Raw genomic sequence first — 16,640 nt, forward strand, 5'->3', positions numbered from 1 at the left:
CCGCCTTCACCGCGCGTCTGCCAGCATCCCGAAATAGTGTCGTATGTGGCTCCCTCGGGGAGGGTTGGTGCGTTAACGTGAGGCCGACGAACGGCAAGCTGAATTAGAACGTGATCAGTCATGGCAATCCTCAGTGAAAATGTTGCTGCAGTGCGGCAGATTCGACGCTCTGGACGGGTGTTATTGTCAAATGGTACTCGGCACAGTGGCATAGGGATCAATTGCTTAAAATAGAGAAACACAGGCCGCATATGGCTCGAAACGCATTTTTCAGTTTTCACTTCGATCAGGACCATTGGCGCGCGTCGCAAGTACGCAACATGGGCGTTCTCGAAGGAAATTCGGAGCTGTCGGACAACGATTGGGAGACTGTAAAACGGGGCGGTGATGCTTCGATCCAGCGATGGATAGATGGGCAATTGGTGGGTCGCAGCTGCGTCATTGTGCTGGTAGGCGCCCAAACCGCTATGAGACAGTGGGTGATGTATGAAATCCGTAAAGGCTGGGAGCTGGGTAAAGGTATCGTAGGTATACGGATTCACGGCCTGCTGAACAGACAGTCGCAAACCTCGGCCGCCGGGCCAGATCCTTTTTCTTACATCACTATCCCGGGCGGCCGGCCGATGTCGTCTGTCACTAGTCTGTGGAATCCGGCCGGCGGGGATAGCAAGGCGATTTACGCGAATATTCGAGACAACATTGACGGCCTCGTCGCAACCGCCATTACGGCGAGAGCTAATTATAGAGATTAATCGCAAAGCTGATCGCACATTGAGGCTGATATTCGCTCTCCGTTTCACCCAGCAACGATGACCTATTTATTACGGAGATAGAATGAGCCTCTATGAAATAGCGATCATTGGCTCAGTGTCAGATGAAAAGAAAGGGACTTTGATTAGAACTATTTCTAACATGCTCTCCGACTTTGGGCTGGAGATGGGATCCGAAATCTTGCTTCATGATGGGCCCTCCTGCGCAAGCCGCAATCGGCACGTCTCCTTTGCGGCAGTATATTTCGGCGGATCTGAACACAGAGACATTGAAGCCGCACGGCAGATCGTATTTGAGAGCGCTCCAATCATTCCAACGATCGATGCCGATGCAGAATTCGCAGCATCTATTCCTAGCTTTCTACACGCTGCCAACGCGCTGCGTCGAAGGACGGACGATCCTGAGATGAAAGCACTGGCGGTCGCTTTGCTTGAGTGCCTGGGACTTCTTCGTGCACAGCGTCGAGTCTTCGTGAGTTACCGCCGTACCGAGTCGCGAAACGCTGCAATTCAATTGCACGATCTGATGAGGGCTCGAGGATTCGATGTCTTTCTCGATACCCATGACATTCGGCCAGGGAATCAATTTCAAGACATCCTGTGGCATCGCCTATGTGACTCGGACGTCATGGTCGTACTTGATACGCCTGCTTACTTCGAAAGTAAGTGGACCCGGCAGGAATTCAGTCGCGCACTCGCCAAGGAAATACACATCTTGAGGGTCATTTGGCCCGACCATTCTCCCAACCGCCTCACGGATATGGCTGAGACAACCTATCTGGACCATACGGATCTTCCAGACCCCGAAGGGCCGATTGCGGACGCCGCTGCTGAAGGAATCGTTCTTGCGGTCGAAAGCCTGAGGAGCCGCAGCATCGCGTCTCGATACATGTCCATCACCGGAAAGCTGGGTGCAGAGGTCAAAAAGATTGGAGCCGAGGTTAAGTTTATTGGGCCCCACAGAGCGATCAATATCCGTCTCAATGGTGGCGGGCTTGTTTGGGCTTATCCCATTGTCGGCGTGCCGACCGCCGATCTGCTAAATGACATTGAGGAAAAGGCGAAACGCGCTGGTCACGGGCCTGGTCCTGTCTTGGTTTATGACGACGTGGGCATCGGCGAACAGTGGAAGTCACACCTGAAATGGTTAGATGACAACATAAAGTCGGTTCAGGCCATGAGTGTGTCAGAAGCGGCGTGGATCCTTGCGGCACGGGAGGCGTAAAATCATGAATGCGATCTTTCTTTCCGCCGGAATGCCTGACCCAAAACGAGGGCCCGACTTCGCGAAAACAGCGGACACCGTCGCAATAACGGCGGCAGTGTCCGCACTCATTCATGTGACATTGGGCCGTCGGCCGTTGGTATGGGGCGGGCAACCCGCAATCACGCCGATGATTTGGGTTGTCGCCCAACGGCTGGGAGTGGACTACGGGCGGTGGGTGAAGCTTTATCAAACCCGTCATTTTGAAGAAGACTTTCCGGACGACAATGCTCGATTTCAGAACGTAGTTTATACAGCGGATATCGATCACGATCGCGAGAAGAGCCTGATGGAAATGCGAAGGTCGATGTTTGCCGACGAGCGCTACAGCGCTGCGGTCTTTATCGGGGGGATGCAAGGCATCATCGACGAGTTCAACCTTTTCCGACACCTTCAACCCAAAGCAAGAATGCTTCCCGTAGCGTCTACCGGAGGAGCCGTTCTGCAGCTAGTTGACGCCGTTCCGGGGTTCAAATCTGATCTTGCGAACGACATGGATTATGTCGCGTTGTTCCACCGTCATCTTGATATTTCTCCGAGGGAGAACCGTTACAACACCCCCGAAGAACAACCAAAAAACGTCAATGATCGATTTTTTAAGTCGCCGAACTCAAAGCCAAACACGCTGATGTCACCATGACGTTCTTGACGGAAGAATCGATGCGCCAACGTGCGCGGGAGTGGGTTCAAAGGGCAGGCCAGAGCGCAGACGAGTTGCTCAAAAGACAATCCACTCAATCGCTAACACGATATAACGTTTTCCTGTCGCAGACCGCCAGAGATGCCGAAATAGTCCTCGGAGTCTACAGTTTTCTCGTTGAAAAAGGCCTGACAGTCTTTTGCGATTGGATTACGGCGCGAAACGAGACGGGCGCGCAGGTTACACCAGCCAACGCGGAAACTATTCGCAGCGCGATGTCCGCTAGCGATACACTCCTTTTCATTGACACGGAACAGGCGGAGCAATCGCGATGGATGTGCTGGGAGCTTGGCTGGTTCGACGGCGGAAAAGGTTTGGTTGGAGTACTACCTGTATTACCAGAGGCGAAACGGAGCTATCGAGGACGAGAATTCCTCGGACTTTATCCGTACATTGAACTCAATGAAGTGGGTGAGCTGATGGTCGTTCGGCCGATCGTAACAAACAGCCGAGGAATAACCATCATCGAATCCCCAAACTCCACTGGCTTTGACCACTGGCGTGCGGGGCAATCGGTATCAATGCGACCTCGAAATTTCTAGCGCTTATGTTTCCCGAGCGTTGCTTAATGGAGAGATGCGATTTGTCCGGAATTTTTTCTTTGAGCGGAATTCCTGCGCCTACGAAACGGCGGGTATTCTTTTCGTTCCATTACAAGGATGTATTTCGTGTAAATGTCGTAAGAAAATCAGGCGAATTCGCGCAATCATCGTCGGATTCAGGAAGGCATATCGAAGGCTACTACGACAAAAGCTTGTGGGAGAAGAAGCGAACAGAGAGTGATGAGGCGTTGCGCAAGATGATTAGAGATGGTGTTCACAATACTTCAGCGGTTTGTGTGCTCATAGGTTCGGCCACATGGCAACGGCCGTGGGTGCGATACGAAATCGCTCGCAGCGTTATCGATGGAAAGGGACTATTGGGTGTCAATATAAATTCAATAAAACATCATGAGACTGGCGAAGTGAATAAATTAGGTGAAAACCCATGTCGCTATCTGGGGGTGGCAGCGCGGCAGAACGGTAGCTACTATTTATGTGAACGTCGCTCGGTTAGCGGAAAATATAAATGGGAATGGTACGGAAAGCACACAACGCCGATCGAGGTCCCAAAATACATGAAAAAACCTCGCCAAGGAGAGCCTCTTCGGCTGTCCGAGTTCGTGCGCCTGTACGACTGGAAGAATAATGGACATGCAAACATCGGGGCATGGATAGATCTTGCAGCGCAGGAAGCGGGTCGCTAACGCAAGGATTGTCGCAACATTAGAGAGCGAGCTACCTTGCCTGCACAAATGTAAGACAACATTTAGAATGACTATTGGCGAGGTTCATCAGTTCGGTGCTCGATCGCTGCTCGAACATACGTTGCTAACGTTAGACTGTTTTGATCGATGTCATTTAACCACACTACTTTGCCCCCGGCACCGCGCGCCGCGCGCAGAGGGCTGCTGCGCTTGTCCAATGTCAGGACGATCGAGTGAAACGACTTCGCTGCTAGCGAAATGTCGGCTTCGTGCTTTTGAAGCTTAGTAGGGCGTACTATCCCAGATGTTCCGTACTTCAGCATGAAATCGATTTCTTCGGGAGCGGCGAATCGCCCTTGATCGAATCCGCCAAACCGCTGCTCGTTGAGTGACTTGGTATCGTCAGCAAATCCGAAGATGGAATCTGTGCGGACGTTGCACCGTTGCATGGTCTTGCGAATGAAATCGTCTAGGTCGGGCTTGCCGACAGGTATCTCGAATTCCGCTTCGCGAGTATGCATGATGGCGAATTCAGGCGCGGGCAGTTCTACGGCTAGGTCAAGATGCCTCTCGTAAAGGAAATTCCAAACGTTTCCATCAATAAAGACGCCGATCATCAAAGACTCACTGTGGACGTCACCTCACCGATCGGGCTGCTGCTGGCTAACCCCAGTCTTGGACACTAAGCGGCAGCCAGTACCATAGAATTATCTCGGCTACGTTTGTTGTCAATCACACGGTGCATCGAGTTATGCTGACCCACCATGAGAGTGGTAAATTCTCTGAGATCACCGATGTTATCGGATTATCCCGGTTTGAATCCCAACGCTTGGCATTGCTCGAACCATGCCAGCGGTAAGGTCTTTGGGATCCGGACCAAGGATAGGTTCGACGGCTGATCGCCATTCAAAATGTCTGCTGTGATGTTTGGTGCGAGAAATGCATAGCGCAGTTCCTGCCGCACTGCCTTTGGATGCAGTTTGACCGAGGCGGCTAGCGCTTCGACAGTGTCAAATTTGTTGTTCTTTAGAGCGCGCAACCATGCATGGCCTCGGACAATGACCTGAACCAGTTTTGCGTCGGGCTGGCCTTCGCTGCCTGCTTCAATGACAGTTGCAGAACCCGGTCGGCGCACCTGCCAAGGAATTGTGAACTGGCTGGATCGAAGCTTCGCTGCTGGAGATGTGGTGATTTTGATGGCACGGCTGCTTAGCTCGGCACGCGCAACATAGATACCGATAATATCCGCATCCAACATGGCCTTATCGATCTTCAAACGTTCGCGCAGAGCGCTCATCACGGTCTGTTCGATGTTGGTTGCCGAGACGCGCGCGACCGATCCGGCTTGGGTTTTGCGGCCACGCAGGATTGCGGAGCTGACATAGAAGCGATAGCGGGCGCCGTTCTTCGACGAAAAGCTTGGGCTCATTGCGTTGCCGCGATCATCGAACAGTTTGCCCATCAGCAGTGCTCCGCTTTCGGATCGTTTAATTTTCCTTTTGTTGGTGCCGGCCGCGAGCAGTTCTTGAACCTTGTTGAAGGTTTTTCGGTCGATTATTGCTTTGTGCTCGCCCGGATACCATTTGCCGCCGTGACCGGTTTCGCCGATGTAAATTCTGTTTTTCAAGAAATGGGCGAGGGGACCATAGGTGAATGGGATGCCGCCATTGAATTTCTTGACCTTGGTGTTTCGCCGCTTGGTGACGATGCCGCGCTTATCGAGATCCGCAACCAGGCGGCCGAATGATTGCAACTCAATGTAACGCCGAAAAATAATGCGGACAGTTTCTGCCTCGGTCGAGTTTATGACGAGCTTTTTTTCACGTGCGTCATAACCGAGCGGGACTGTCCCGCCGGTCCATTTCCCCTTGCGGCGCGAGGCGGCGACCTTGTCCCGGACACGCTCGGAGGAGAGTTCGCGTTCGAATTGAGCGAAGGACAGCAGGACGTTCAAGGTTAGCCGGCCCATCGAAGTGGTGGTGTTGAACTGCTGCGTCACGGCGACAAAAGAAATCGATCTTGCATCGAACGCTTCGACCAGTTTGGCGAAATCGGCCAGTGAACGGGTGAGGCGGTCAATCTTGTAGACCACGACGACATCGACCTTGCCTGCGTCGATATCCTTCAGAAGTTGTTTGAGGGCAGGACGCTCGAGGTTGCCGCCGGAGAATGCCGGATCATCGTAAGGCTGCGGCAGCACCTTCCAGCCGAGTGATGCCTGGCTCTTTATATATGCCTCGCAAGCCTCCCGTTGGGCATCGAGCGAGTTGAATTCCAATTCCAGCCCATGTTCGGTCGATTTGCGGGTGTAGATGGCGCAGCGCAGGGGTTTGGAGACGCTACTTGCCATCTGCCGCTTCCCTCGAAGGCTTCGACCGCAGGCCGAAAAACCGCGGGCCATTCCAATTGCTACCGGCAATGAGGGATGCGATCTCGGAGAGGGATGCATAGGTCTTGCCGTCATAGGCAAAACCGTCGGGCCGGACCACGACGCGGTAAGTCTTTCCCTTCCACGTCCGGACTAGCTCCGAGCCCGGTTTGATCCGGCGCGGCAACTCCAGCTTCCCGGTTGGCTTGGCGGCCATGGCTTTCACAAGCTGATCGAGCAGGCGCTTGGTCGAGCCGGACAACCCGCCATAGGCCTTTTCTTGAATCCGCTGGGCGATGCTCCGGCGTAGCAGGTCCGGACCGAACGCCTTTGGCGGATCTGTTCGAAGCACCTCCCGGTAATATTTGCGCAGTTCGACGATGGGAGCTGTCGCCAGCCGATCCAGTTCGGCTTCCACCGTGGGATCAACTGGCTTCATGGAGGAGGGCGCTTGGATCATTTCGCAGACGCCGTCTTGCCGATCCGATAGACGCGCTCGTCGCCGACCTTCTCCGAGGTCAGGTTCAGCTTGAGCTTCTTGCGCACTACGCCCGCAAAGAAACCCCGCACCGAATGTTGCTGCCAATCGGTTGCCTTCATGATGGCGGCGATGGTGGTGCCGGACGGCGCACGGAGCATCTCGAGGACCTTGTCCTGCTTGGACACGGCCACGTTCGGCGTCTTCTCCATGACCGGCTTCTTCGGCGCGACAGGCAGCTGAGCCTTCGAGGCCGGTTTCGTCGGTCGCTTTGATGACGGTGAGGATTTACGCCCGGTCTTGCGAGAGGGCTTTCGATTGCTGATGGGCATTTCGGTTCTCCTGCGTGCACGACGGCATCCTGTGCCGCCACTGCCGCAAGCCCGTCGGTTGCCGACGGGCAGAGAACCTTACGGTTGGAAGAGATCCTTAGTCGCTCGACAACCGGTTCAGGAGGGAAGCTGCATCCTGCAAGCGGCCGGTCTCATAGAAAATCTGTTCGAGATCCATCGAAACTCTGACGCCCTCGGCGACACTGCCGGCCAGCGCGCAGGCTTCCGCGGCCTTGGCAATCCGCGCGGCCTCGCCAAGGCGAATGCCGATCTCGGTGAGGATAAGCCCGATTGCCTGTTCTGTAACTTTGCGATCCATCATTCTGCCTCCGATTTGCGGCGACAGTGACGCTCCACGTGCGGGGGAAGTCGAGCGGAAACGCAGCAATCTTATGGCTCTTATCGGCCAGTCCGGATCACGTTGTGATCAAAAAAAGAAGCCCGAAGCTGCACGGCTTATTTAGTCGGACGCTTTGAGGCGGCTTTGGGCGAGCCCTTTCCGCCAACGTAGTCTTTGAACAGCTTCACAGGATCGGCGCCAAGAGCGCGCGCAATGGCCGTGAATTCGATGACATCAAGACGGCGCTCCCCGTTCTCATACTTCGCAACAAAGGATTGAGGCCGCCCAAGTTTCTTGGCCAAGGCCTGCTGGCGAACGTCCGCCGATTTCCGCACTGCGACAAGCAGGTCGATCAGGCGGGCATATTCCGCGGATTTGAGGGTCTTCTGCATGCGCCGCCAAGGCCGTGAATCGGCGGCACACAATTTGATCCCAGAAACGGATTATCCCAAAACTGGATATTTTTGAGAAAGCACGCTATGGCTGCGAGAGCCGGTCCGATGAGGCTGGTGGAAGGGAAAGGCAGCCGATGCGTGTTGTTGAAGGCACTTTAATTATTGCAATAGGGGCGGTGGCAATTACGAATTCAGCATTTTCTCAAGCAGCCTATAAACCTCAATGGCAAAAGGTCGAAGCAGACAATGGCGCTGTTTATCAAGTCGACCTGAATTCAATTTCGCACTTCAATAACGGGACCGCCGAGTCCGTTGTCTATGCCGTAGAGGGACCAGGCTACAATCCGGAGAACATGCGTCGTTTCTGGTTTGATTGCCAGGGAAAGTATCGGGATTCCACTGGTCCCGGAATTGGTCCAACGAGCTATGCTCCGCCGCGATCAATCATCGGCCGAATAAGTCAGATCGCATGCGCGGGTGCAAAGGAGACTCGATTTCAGGATTCATCTTCTCCCCAGCCGAAACCCACGCCAGCTCAGTATTGCGTTGGATTCTCTCCGGCAAGTTGCGCCAGGATCACCGCGGCCGTGGAAGCCAAGCCCAAGCCGGATTATTGCAGGCCGGGATTTGGGCTTGTCGGAAGCGGGCTATCGTCCGAACAGCTTCGCATCTGTTATGTGATCAGCAGCGAGGAGGTCCGTACCCGAAATGACTCGTCGAGTCAGATGTCCGGTGGTGAGCCTGCGGCGCGTTCCTACAACATGACGCTGACGGCTACAAAAGGCGAGTTCCCCACTATCGTAGGTCACACAGATCTTCCTGACGGCACAAAGCTGCTTGTGTCGATAACGAAGCCTCGCCTGCCTAATGCACGCGAATTGCTCTCGTCCGGCCGACCCATGTGTGAGGATGACTGCCTTCCAGCCGCCGGCCCAAAAGGCGAAGTTCTCGGTGTCGCCACAACTGCGTTGGCTGGCGCTTTCTCAGCCGGACCATTTTCGTGGGCGGGGAAGCCGTTCCGCCCAGGGACATTCGAGGTTGAAATATTCCTGGTGTCTCTGCCCGGCGAGCAACCTCGAAGTCCGCAAGATTATGAGAAACAGATGGACCGGATGAAGAAGCCGGTTCTGACCAGTTCCGTGGTCGTTTCTCCATAGGAGTGATCGCGGCAATGGGTGCACGATGCAATTCTACCTGCTCGCACACAGAGCGTTTGAGTTAGTTGGTAAATAGTCCTTCTGCTATGAGCGCATAGTAGCCAAACGGGCGACCTGCCAATTTACACTAACTCCAGCGCCGCCGTTTGCCATACGGCGTAGGTATTTTCGACTTGGCAACAATGACCTTCCACTCGTCCGGTGAGATGTAACTCATCCACGGGATATTTTTGTCGAGGAGCGCTTGGCTAACCGAGTCGCATTGGTCGTCATGTTTGACGCCGGGGAATGCGAAGAGTTCGGATTCGAAATCAGCCAACCATGGCGCGCGCTCGGGGAGCAGGGCTTGGCCAGCTTCAAATTTTGCTGACGCAACTGCCATCCGGCTAACCTTGTCCCCATCGGGCCTGACGCCGATGATCCCCGGAACTCTTGCACGTAATTCTTGAACCAGCATCGTTCCGGCGCCGGCATCCTCTATTAGGACGCGTCGGGCGCCCCATTTCTTCGCCTGGGCCTCGACAGTTGCCTTGAGGGCGGGGTAATCGACGCGTCCGCGCCAGACATCCACCAGAAACCAGCGCATTTTGCTGGCCAAGATCCAAGTGGTGCAAACCGACCAATCATTTTGCGGGCCTCCTTTATTAGCTGTGTCCCAGCTCTGCAGGATCATCAGGCGTTCAGACATGGGAGGCAGCTCCTTGTACCGAACAATCCAGTGACGCTTGATCATCGCGCCTCCCGGGGGGACGGGCAGCTGCTGATACTGCGCGGAGAAAGCATCGCTCCCGATTTGCATTTTCAGCGCTTCCAGGACATGGAGCGGCTCGCGTTCGGGGGACAAGACTTCGCCAGCTTTTCGAAAGTGAAGCTCGCCGTTCCAACCCTGGATTGTCTCGTCGTGCTCTGCGATAGCGGGCAGGTTAAGAATTTCCCACTCGTCCGATTGCTCGGTCAAGAATCCGGTCAGGTCGTCCATGTGGACCCGCTGCATGACGATTACGATCGCGCCGGTGCGCTTGTCGTCTAGCCGGGAGAGCAGCGTGTTCGTGAACCACTGGTTCGCGCCGTTGCGTTTGGCTTCAGAAAACGCATCGTCCGGCTTGAGAGGGTCATCAATGACGATAATGTCGCCGCCGCGGCCCGTGAGCGTACCGCCGACGGAGGCAGCCAATCGGAATCCTCTAGCAGTCAGTTCGATTTCGATTTCATTGTTTTTGAAAGCTCCCACGCGCGTTCCTGGAAACACGGCTCGATACCATTTCGACTCCAGTACCGCGCGAAAGTCATTCGAGTGCTTCTTGGCCAACTCGCCCGAATAGCTCGCGCAGATGATGCGACGAGAGGGATTATGCCCCAGTACATAGGCAGGAAAGGCTACTGACGACATGATGGACTTGAGGGATCTCGGCGGCATATTGATGATCAAGCGCCTGCATTCGCCCCGCCGTACGCGTTCCAGGCGATCTGCTATCGCATCCAGATGCCAGCTGTGGATAAAGGTTTGTCCGGGTGTGAGTGTCAGAAATACCTTGTGCACGAACGCTCTAAAATCTGCACGCAAGAGCGCGTTCAGTATGCGGCCATCACCTGTCATTTGCGGCTGTCTCCTGTTTTTGCTTTTCGAGAATGAGTCGAACCAGCGGCTGGTGTTTTCAGAAAACTGGCGAGAATCGCTTTGTCTTCTTCCAAAATCTCATCGAGCTTGATCGTTGCTTCCCCTGAACCACCGTATCGGTCATACAGCGAGAGCATCAGCTTGAGCGCGACGGGCTCGCTTCGCATGGCGTCGTTGGCAAGTCGTCTGAGCATGACTTCCAAGGCAGGGAGCCGACGCGTCTTGCCGTTCTCAGTGACAGCAATCCGCTGGCCTAAAACGTCCTGGAGCACCGCGCCGATCGGCCGGCTCCCCTTGGGCCGTCCTTTCGGGTTACCGCTCTGCCCCTTTTTGAACTGCGTCGCCTTTGGGGGACGACCGTAGCCGACGGCGTCGTCGGATGGCTTGCGTTTGCGACTAGCCATGGCTGTTCACCCGCTCTTGAGACGGCGTGGATGTTTCGACGGAGGCTTTCGAGCGGGCTTCTTCGATTTCCTCAAATGTGCGCCCGTCACCCTCCAAGATCGCTTCGAGCTTTGTCATGCTCTGCCAACGTCGAATGACGACATCGACGTAGCGAGGATCGAGCTCGATCCCATAGCCAACACGACCAACTTTCTCAGCCGCGAGGAAGATCGTGCCGGATCCCGCGAATTGGTCCAGAACAGCATCGCCACGCGCAGTGCAGTCGAGTAGGGCGTCCGCAACCATCGCGGTCGGCTTGACCGTCGGATGCATCGCGAGAGCCGCCAGACGATGACGTCCGAATGTGTTGACCCCTGGATAACTCCACACGTTCGATCGATTACGACCGAAACTCCCCAACTCGATGTTGTTTTTGTGAGGATTTTCGCCGACACGAAATATCCCGACGAGTTCATGCTGCGATCGATAAAACGAGCCCTGACCAGCGTTCGATTTATTCCAGACCGCTAAGTTCAGCATCGCTCCAAAAATCTTGCGCCCCACAGCGATGAGGTCCTCGACATGGCGCCAATCCATGCAAACAAAATGAACTGCGCCGGGTTTGGAGACGCGGATTCCGTTTCCTAATGTTCGAGTTAGAAATTTCCGAAATTGATCAGAGCTCATTTCGCCTGAGGCAAAAGCAAACTCCTGATGCTGAATTCGCCCGCGGCCGCCAATGGAGCTTACTCGAACGTTGTACGGTGGATCGCAGAAGACAGCGTTCGCTAACGTTCCCTCGAGGAGGCGATTGAACGAGGCAGTCTTTTGAGCGTCGCCGCAGAGTAAGCGGTGCCTTCCCAACTGCCACAGATCACCCTCCTGGGTGACTGGCCGCTTGGGGAGGGGCACCAGCATGCTTTCCTCTGCAGCGCTGGCATTGCCCATGTCCGCGAGCAATAAATCAACCTCGGGTGTCGCGAATCCGGTTACGGATACATCCAACCCTTCGACGGGCAGGAGATCTGTCAGCTCACTCAATTCAATCGCTAAGAGTTCGCGGTTCCAGCCGGCTTCTTCCGCGATTTTGTTGTCGGCGATCAAATAGGCGCGCTTCTGTAACGGTGTCAGATGACCGAAACACACGACCGGGACGTGGGTGAGGCCCCCAATCTGAGCTGCTTCCAGCCTCCCATGCCCGGCAAGCACGGTGTTGTTTTCATCGACAATAATAGGATTCAGAAATCCAAACTTGCGAATGCTCGACGCGATCTTCCTGATCTGTTTCTTCGAATGGACGCGAGGATTTCGGGGATTGCGAGCTAAAGTAGCAATTGGAACTGTGCGAGACTGCACAAAGACGCTCGCATTGTCGTTTTTCATTGAGGCCTCCATGGCGTTCTTTGCCAAGAGGAGGTCAGACGCTAAAAAATGTCCAAGGTACTAATTGCCATCGAAACCATAACTTCAGGACTAGTCGAGCGTTTTTGTTCCCTTTCGAGCCTTCAGCCTTCGACGAGCAGGCTTCGGATCAAAATGAGGGTCGTCAAATTCCCGCCGCGTAGCCATTGTAAGTGGGTCGGTAAAGTCACCTACGACATCATCGTAAGTATATGCGCGCAGTTCGATTTTTTCCTTCGTTTGCTCCATGAAAAATTCATGTGCTGCCGAAGCGGCAGTAATCTTCGGTCCGCGACGAATAGACAGCGTTCGGGACGCTAAAGCAGCGATTTCAGAAATGCGCTTCAGGCCATTTTTGTTGCCGTCCACCACATCCTTAAGAAGTCCAAGAAACTCGAACTCATTTAAGCCCGCACTTTCGAATATGGTCTCGATAACCGATGTCTCTTCGGAAATGCTGAGAATAATCTTGGCTCGGGCCAATACGGAGTCGGAGTGGCGACCGGACTTTGCCAGAAACCTTATCGCATCAGCGGCAGGCTTTATCGAATAGCTTTCCTTAGCCATTCGCCTGCCATGCCTGATGGCAATATGCGCAATACCGCGAGCGGCGATCTGATTGAAGTTTTCCTCAACCAAGAGTGGTTCATAACCCGAAGAAGGAGGGAGGTATTGGGTGCGCATAAGCAACATACCCACCATTCCGAAAAAGCCGAGGAGAGGCTCCATTGCGTTTTCAAGTTTTTCGCGGACGTGCGGCTGGTCCAGCTGTTGCTGGACGTACTCCGCGATGAACTCGTTGATGGTGGGCACGGCGCGCGCCTCTGGTTTCGCAATTCATCAGTACCTGAATTAGGTGCAAGGAAAAACAGTTTTGTACTAGGCAGATCGGGTGGCGAGATTCGCGTAATGACCGTTACGGAATAAGACACCTGGCTCCACGAAGCTGTTCTGCACACTAACTCAGAATGTCCGCAGTTGGTGTGAAAGCGAACCTTGTCGACGCTGAGCACCAATTCCGCTCATGACCCAACTCGGAAGTCGCGCGCCTGTCCGAGGGGAGCAAAAAGCTTCAAATGACCCTTCCAGTTGAGCCGCCACGCGGGCATGACGGGCAGTCGTTGGCGTGGTGGCGGGACATCTAAATTTCCGTAACGGAAAGCGGGGTGGGGCGTTGTCGGTCGGCAGAAGCTTCGATCGCCTTCGCGCGCCCGAGCGACGTCGGATGCACCTCGCCGGTGCGCGCGCCTAGATCCGGCTCAAGAAAAACGTCTCCAGTTTGCCTTTGCCCTTCACGTCAATGCTGCCGCGCGGCTCCAGCGCAAAGGAACCGACGAGGTGGCGGGCGGTATCCTGGGACACATGGATTCGATTGGGCAGAGAATAGTCCTCGAGCCGGCTGGCGACATTTACAGTATCGCCCCACACGTCGTAGATGAAGCGGTGCGTGCCGATGATGCCGGCAACCACGGGACCGGAATGTATGCCGATCCGGATTTGCAAGGGCCAGCCGAAATGGCCGTTGACGTGACCTAGCCGATCGATCATGCCAAGCGCCATTCTCGCGATCACTGCGAATGGATCGGGGTTCGGATCGGGCAAGCCGGCGACGGCCATGTAGGCATCGCCGATGGTCTTGATCTTCTCGACACCGTGCTCGCGGGCAAGCGCATCGAACTCCGAGAACAGCCGGTTCAAATACTCGACCATCGCTGCAGGTGTGACCCTTGCCGAGTGCTCGGTGAAGCTGACCAGATCGGCGAACGGAACGCTCACACCCTCGAAGTGGTCGGCGATCACGGCTTCGCCTTGGTTCAGGCGGCCAATCACCTGTCCTGGCAGGATGGTCAACAGCAGCGCTCGAACTTGGCGGTCTCGTCCTCGATGCGGCGAAGGTACTTCTGCTCGCGGTCGCGCCAGCGCTTCTTGTGCAAGCAAGCATTGATCCGCGCGCGCAGCAGGATCGGATCGAACGGCTTCGGCAGATATCGCCCGGACTGCGTCTGCTACCTGCCGGCCCTGTGCCATCAGCACATCAACCTGCCGCAGCTTCGCAACGATCTCTTCAGCCGTATTCCTTTTCCTTGCCATCGATCCTATCCTCCATCCGAAAATCATACTTCAGGGAGGACCACTTCAAAGGGGGTAGATCATTGTTCGCGACGCGCAGCGACGACACGGGCCAAATGACCATATGGTAGCCCATGTCCTTGAACTCCTGCGCGGTGAAGAATGGCGTCTTGCTGAACTCTGTCATGTTCGCCGGCAACGGCACACCGGGCTTCCGCTTTCGAAGCGGAGCGATGGCGCTACGACATCGAATTGCTGGGGCTGGTCCGAAGTAGATGACGGAACTTCAGAGTACGCGACGGGCCGTTGAGCAGCTTCAGGACCTGTTCGTCAGTCAGTCCGATTTGGTACGCGCTTCCGTTCTAGCGCTGGCATCAGAAATCGCACGAAGTTACACGATAGTGTTTCTGGTAAAATCCTCAATGTAATCCAGCAACTTATCTGATGCTGCCGCTGCTGATTTCGCATTTCCTCTGCAAATTTGTTCAGCCAAATTCGCGTGCAGCACAGCAGTATCAACCAAGCTTGCATGTCTTCTATGGTATTTTATCCAAAATCGCCTCGACAGGCCGTGCAGTAACGCCATGGATTTAGCAGCAAACTCATTTTGGGAAGCCTCATATTCCAGCTCGGTCAGCCGATTGTCCCAGCGACTAAATAATGTTTCATCGGTATCCTCGGTAAGCTGGCGCAGATTCGAGCCGATGTGAGCGAATTCCTTCCTCTGTTCTGGACTGGCGCGTTCGGCGGACAGTCGAGCAAGCAAACGTTCAGTCTCCCGTCTCATTTCCAGAAGACTAAGCTGCTTGTGAACGTTCAATTCGCTGACCAGAACCCCCCTTCGTGGAAGAATGAGAACCAAACCTTCGCGTTCCAGACGGCGCAAGGCTTCACGTATCGGTGTTCTGCCCATGCCCAACTGGCTGGCAAGAGTTTGTTCGGAGAGTGCGGCTCCCGGCTGCAATCGCAGAGTAACGATCATCTCCTCCAAAGCGCGATAGGCGTGGTCGGCCAAACTGATGTTTGGATCATCTTCGTCGGCTGCGAACGGCTTTTGTCGTTTTTGAACATGATGTTTGCGAAGCATCAGACCGGGGCTCTCTCGATTTGGACGGATCAATATGATTACACATAGCTGACATTTGTCCGATCGCAACGACGCAAATGACCTCTCAGCTTGAGCGGTGGAGATGGCCACTGCAACAGACTTGACAAGCGGCAGGCCCCGGGATTATGTTGCCGACAACTGAAATTTCAGACGTCGGCAAATGGGGTTATGATCCTGAATTGTCGGCTAAAAGAGAGGAAGGGTCATGGAACTGCAGAAATCAGCCATGTCCGATAGGCAACGCGCGTTCCGTGCGACCTATCGTCATCAAATCGCAACTTGGTACAACGGCTGGCTTCACGTCGCGGTGATTTTTGTCTCCGGCCTCGCCGTTGTTTACGTCTGCGCGGCGAATTTGCGTGACGTTGCGTGGTGGGAGTGGGGCGCCATTCCTGTTGTTTTCCTGGCGTACCAGTTCGGAGAATATTGGGCCCACCGTGTATGGCTTCATCGGCCTGCGCAGAATGGGGCGCTTCGTGAACTCTACAAGCGCCATACTCTGCAGCATCATCAGTTCTTCACTGACCATGAGATGCGATTTGCTGACCACATGGACTGGCGTGTCACTTTCTTCCCGCCGTTCACAATGGCCACCATGCTTCTCTTGGCTCTGCCTAGCGCGGTGATTTGCGGTCTGCTGCTCTCGCCGAATGTTGGTTGGCTTCTCATGGCAAGCGTGATTGGTAGTTACATGTGGTACGAGTTTGTTCATTTCTGCTGCCACGTCGAAGACAATTGGTTCCTGATCAACTGTCCGATCGTCAACACCGCGCGCAGGCATCACAAAGCCCATCACGACCACTCCATCATGATGGAAGTCAATATGGGCATCGGAACTCCGATTTTCGATTGGGTTTACGGCACGTCCGATCTCGATCGCGGCTTCTTCGGGCACGTCTTCAATGGAAATAGCTGGAAGCACGTAAAATCGGGCCTGCGAAAAACAGCAAAAACACCGACGCTAAAATTGCAGCGCTTGGCGGAGAGCCAGTGAGCTTGCCTGTCGTGC

Annotated in this window: 19 protein-coding genes and 1 pseudogene; 7 read left to right on the forward strand and 13 right to left on the reverse strand. The window is 54.7% G+C overall.

The genetic code is table 11. The features are described 5' to 3' along the window. Nucleotides 1-251: 251 nt before the first annotated feature. From I554_RS0123785 to I554_RS26635, 5 genes are all read left to right on the forward strand, one after another. Nucleotides 252-752 carry a TIR domain-containing protein gene (locus I554_RS0123785; RefSeq protein ID WP_024577356.1) on the forward strand — a complete coding sequence of 167 codons (501 nt, stop codon included), beginning with the start codon at nt 252-254 and terminating at the stop codon, nt 750-752. An 82-nt stretch (nt 753-834) separates the two neighbouring features. After that, nucleotides 835-1,995, forward strand: a complete 1,161-nt coding sequence (locus I554_RS0123790; protein WP_024577355.1) for a toll/interleukin-1 receptor domain-containing protein — start codon at nt 835-837, stop codon at nt 1,993-1,995. Between the two features lie 4 nt (nt 1,996-1,999). Then, nucleotides 2,000-2,674 carry a hypothetical protein gene (locus I554_RS0123795; protein ID WP_024577354.1) on the forward strand — a complete coding sequence of 225 codons (675 nt, stop codon included), beginning with the start codon at nt 2,000-2,002 and terminating at the stop codon, nt 2,672-2,674. After that, on the forward strand, nt 2,671-3,276 hold the full coding sequence (locus I554_RS0123800; protein WP_024578195.1) for a toll/interleukin-1 receptor domain-containing protein: 606 nt from the start codon (nt 2,671-2,673) through the stop codon (nt 3,274-3,276). The genes I554_RS0123795 and I554_RS0123800 overlap by 4 nt, the downstream gene beginning before the upstream one ends. Nucleotides 3,277-3,317: 41 nt before the next feature. Continuing rightward, the gene (locus I554_RS26635) at nt 3,318-3,980 is read left to right on the forward strand and encodes a TIR domain-containing protein (RefSeq protein ID WP_184087189.1); all 663 of its coding nucleotides are present in this window, start codon (nt 3,318-3,320) and stop codon (nt 3,978-3,980) included. Between the two features lie 71 nt (nt 3,981-4,051). Here I554_RS26635 and I554_RS0123805 read toward each other — a convergent pair whose 3' ends face one another. The 6 genes from I554_RS0123805 to I554_RS0123830 form a co-directional block, all read right to left on the reverse strand. Next, nucleotides 4,052-4,597, reverse strand: coding sequence for a hypothetical protein (locus I554_RS0123805; protein WP_024577352.1), 546 nt, complete (start codon nt 4,595-4,597; stop codon nt 4,052-4,054). 188 nt (nt 4,598-4,785) lie between these two features. Then, nucleotides 4,786-6,330, reverse strand: coding sequence for a recombinase family protein (locus I554_RS0123810; RefSeq protein WP_024577351.1), 1,545 nt, complete (start codon nt 6,328-6,330; stop codon nt 4,786-4,788). Beyond that, nucleotides 6,320-6,808, reverse strand: a complete 489-nt coding sequence (locus I554_RS0123815) for a DUF2924 domain-containing protein (RefSeq protein ID WP_024577350.1) — start codon at nt 6,806-6,808, stop codon at nt 6,320-6,322. Before I554_RS0123815 ends, I554_RS0123810 begins: the two co-directional genes overlap by 11 nt. Continuing rightward, nucleotides 6,805-7,158, reverse strand: a complete 354-nt coding sequence (locus tag I554_RS0123820; protein WP_024577349.1) for a DUF3489 domain-containing protein — start codon at nt 7,156-7,158, stop codon at nt 6,805-6,807. Before I554_RS0123820 ends, I554_RS0123815 begins: the two co-directional genes overlap by 4 nt. 97 nt (nt 7,159-7,255) lie before the next feature. After that, complete coding sequence (locus I554_RS0123825; protein WP_024577348.1) at nt 7,256-7,477, reverse strand: hypothetical protein; 222 nt, start codon at nt 7,475-7,477, stop codon at nt 7,256-7,258. 137 nt (nt 7,478-7,614) lie between these two features. Next, the gene (locus I554_RS0123830) at nt 7,615-7,890 is read right to left on the reverse strand and encodes a helix-turn-helix transcriptional regulator (RefSeq protein WP_024577347.1); all 276 of its coding nucleotides are present in this window, start codon (nt 7,888-7,890) and stop codon (nt 7,615-7,617) included. A 137-nt stretch (nt 7,891-8,027) separates the two neighbouring features. On the opposite strand from I554_RS0123830, the gene I554_RS27055 reads away from it, so the two are divergent. Further along, nucleotides 8,028-9,050: a hypothetical protein gene (locus I554_RS27055; RefSeq protein WP_152527724.1), complete on the forward strand. Its 1,023-nt coding sequence runs from the start codon at nt 8,028-8,030 to the stop codon at nt 9,048-9,050. Nucleotides 9,051-9,177: 127 nt separating this feature from the next. On the opposite strand, the gene terL is transcribed toward I554_RS27055, so the two are convergent. The 7 genes and pseudogenes from terL to I554_RS26640 form a co-directional block, all read right to left on the reverse strand. Then, nucleotides 9,178-10,647: a phage terminase large subunit gene (gene terL / locus I554_RS0123835; RefSeq protein WP_024577346.1), complete on the reverse strand. Its 1,470-nt coding sequence runs from the start codon at nt 10,645-10,647 to the stop codon at nt 9,178-9,180. Continuing rightward, entirely contained in the window at nt 10,644-11,072 is a 429-nt protein-coding gene (locus I554_RS0123840) for a DUF5681 domain-containing protein (protein ID WP_024577345.1), read from the reverse strand. Before I554_RS0123840 ends, terL begins: the two co-directional genes overlap by 4 nt. Further along, entirely contained in the window at nt 11,065-12,435 is a 1,371-nt protein-coding gene (locus I554_RS0123845) for a DNA methyltransferase (protein WP_029659996.1), read from the reverse strand. The genes I554_RS0123840 and I554_RS0123845 overlap by 8 nt, the downstream gene beginning before the upstream one ends. Before the next feature lie 90 nt (nt 12,436-12,525). Next, nucleotides 12,526-13,266, reverse strand: a complete 741-nt coding sequence (locus tag I554_RS0123850) for a hypothetical protein (RefSeq protein WP_024577343.1) — start codon at nt 13,264-13,266, stop codon at nt 12,526-12,528. 435 nt (nt 13,267-13,701) lie between these two features. Then, the gene (locus I554_RS25840; protein ID WP_244432849.1) at nt 13,702-14,283 is read right to left on the reverse strand and encodes an adenylate/guanylate cyclase domain-containing protein; all 582 of its coding nucleotides are present in this window, start codon (nt 14,281-14,283) and stop codon (nt 13,702-13,704) included. A 325-nt stretch (nt 14,284-14,608) separates the two neighbouring features. Continuing rightward, nucleotides 14,609-14,743, reverse strand: a pseudogene (locus I554_RS27065) (methylisocitrate lyase); the annotation flags it as partial. 171 nt (nt 14,744-14,914) lie between these two features. After that, on the reverse strand, nt 14,915-15,610 hold the full coding sequence (locus I554_RS26640; RefSeq protein WP_081710854.1) for a GntR family transcriptional regulator: 696 nt from the start codon (nt 15,608-15,610) through the stop codon (nt 14,915-14,917). 226 nt (nt 15,611-15,836) lie between these two features. Between I554_RS26640 and I554_RS0123870 the strand changes: the two genes are divergently transcribed. Next, entirely contained in the window at nt 15,837-16,625 is a 789-nt protein-coding gene (locus I554_RS0123870; protein WP_024577340.1) for a sterol desaturase family protein, read from the forward strand. The last annotated feature ends 15 nt before the right edge of the window (nt 16,626-16,640 follow it).

Origin of the sequence: Afipia sp. OHSU_II-C1, assembly GCF_000497575.1 — a bacterium.
In the GTDB taxonomy this organism is placed as follows: domain Bacteria; phylum Pseudomonadota; class Alphaproteobacteria; order Rhizobiales; family Xanthobacteraceae; genus Afipia.

What these genes read in the sequence shown, in the direction of transcription:
- I554_RS0123785 (WP_024577356.1), top strand. Translation starts at nt 252, where the DNA reads ATGGCTCGAAACGCATTTTTCAGTTTTCACTTCGATCAGGACCATTGG.
- I554_RS0123790 (WP_024577355.1), top strand. Translation starts at nt 835, where the DNA reads ATGAGCCTCTATGAAATAGCGATCATTGGCTCAGTGTCAGATGAAAAG.
- I554_RS0123795 (WP_024577354.1), top strand. Translation starts at nt 2,000, where the DNA reads ATGAATGCGATCTTTCTTTCCGCCGGAATGCCTGACCCAAAACGAGGG.
- I554_RS0123800 (WP_024578195.1), top strand. Translation starts at nt 2,671, where the DNA reads ATGACGTTCTTGACGGAAGAATCGATGCGCCAACGTGCGCGGGAGTGG.
- I554_RS0123805 (WP_024577352.1), bottom strand. Translation starts at nt 4,597, where the DNA reads ATGATCGGCGTCTTTATTGATGGAAACGTTTGGAATTTCCTTTACGAG.
- I554_RS0123810 (WP_024577351.1), bottom strand. Translation starts at nt 6,330, where the DNA reads ATGGCAAGTAGCGTCTCCAAACCCCTGCGCTGCGCCATCTACACCCGC.
- I554_RS0123815 (WP_024577350.1), bottom strand. Translation starts at nt 6,808, where the DNA reads ATGATCCAAGCGCCCTCCTCCATGAAGCCAGTTGATCCCACGGTGGAA.
- I554_RS0123820 (WP_024577349.1), bottom strand. Translation starts at nt 7,158, where the DNA reads ATGCCCATCAGCAATCGAAAGCCCTCTCGCAAGACCGGGCGTAAATCC.
- I554_RS0123825 (WP_024577348.1), bottom strand. Translation starts at nt 7,477, where the DNA reads ATGGATCGCAAAGTTACAGAACAGGCAATCGGGCTTATCCTCACCGAG.
- I554_RS0123830 (WP_024577347.1), bottom strand. Translation starts at nt 7,890, where the DNA reads ATGCAGAAGACCCTCAAATCCGCGGAATATGCCCGCCTGATCGACCTG.
- I554_RS27055 (WP_152527724.1), top strand. Translation starts at nt 8,028, where the DNA reads ATGCGTGTTGTTGAAGGCACTTTAATTATTGCAATAGGGGCGGTGGCA.
- terL (WP_024577346.1), bottom strand. Translation starts at nt 10,647, where the DNA reads ATGACAGGTGATGGCCGCATACTGAACGCGCTCTTGCGTGCAGATTTT.
- I554_RS0123840 (WP_024577345.1), bottom strand. Translation starts at nt 11,072, where the DNA reads ATGGCTAGTCGCAAACGCAAGCCATCCGACGACGCCGTCGGCTACGGT.
- I554_RS0123845 (WP_029659996.1), bottom strand. Translation starts at nt 12,435, where the DNA reads ATGAAAAACGACAATGCGAGCGTCTTTGTGCAGTCTCGCACAGTTCCA.
- I554_RS26640 (WP_081710854.1), bottom strand. Translation starts at nt 15,610, where the DNA reads ATGCTTCGCAAACATCATGTTCAAAAACGACAAAAGCCGTTCGCAGCC.
- I554_RS0123870 (WP_024577340.1), top strand. Translation starts at nt 15,837, where the DNA reads ATGGAACTGCAGAAATCAGCCATGTCCGATAGGCAACGCGCGTTCCGT.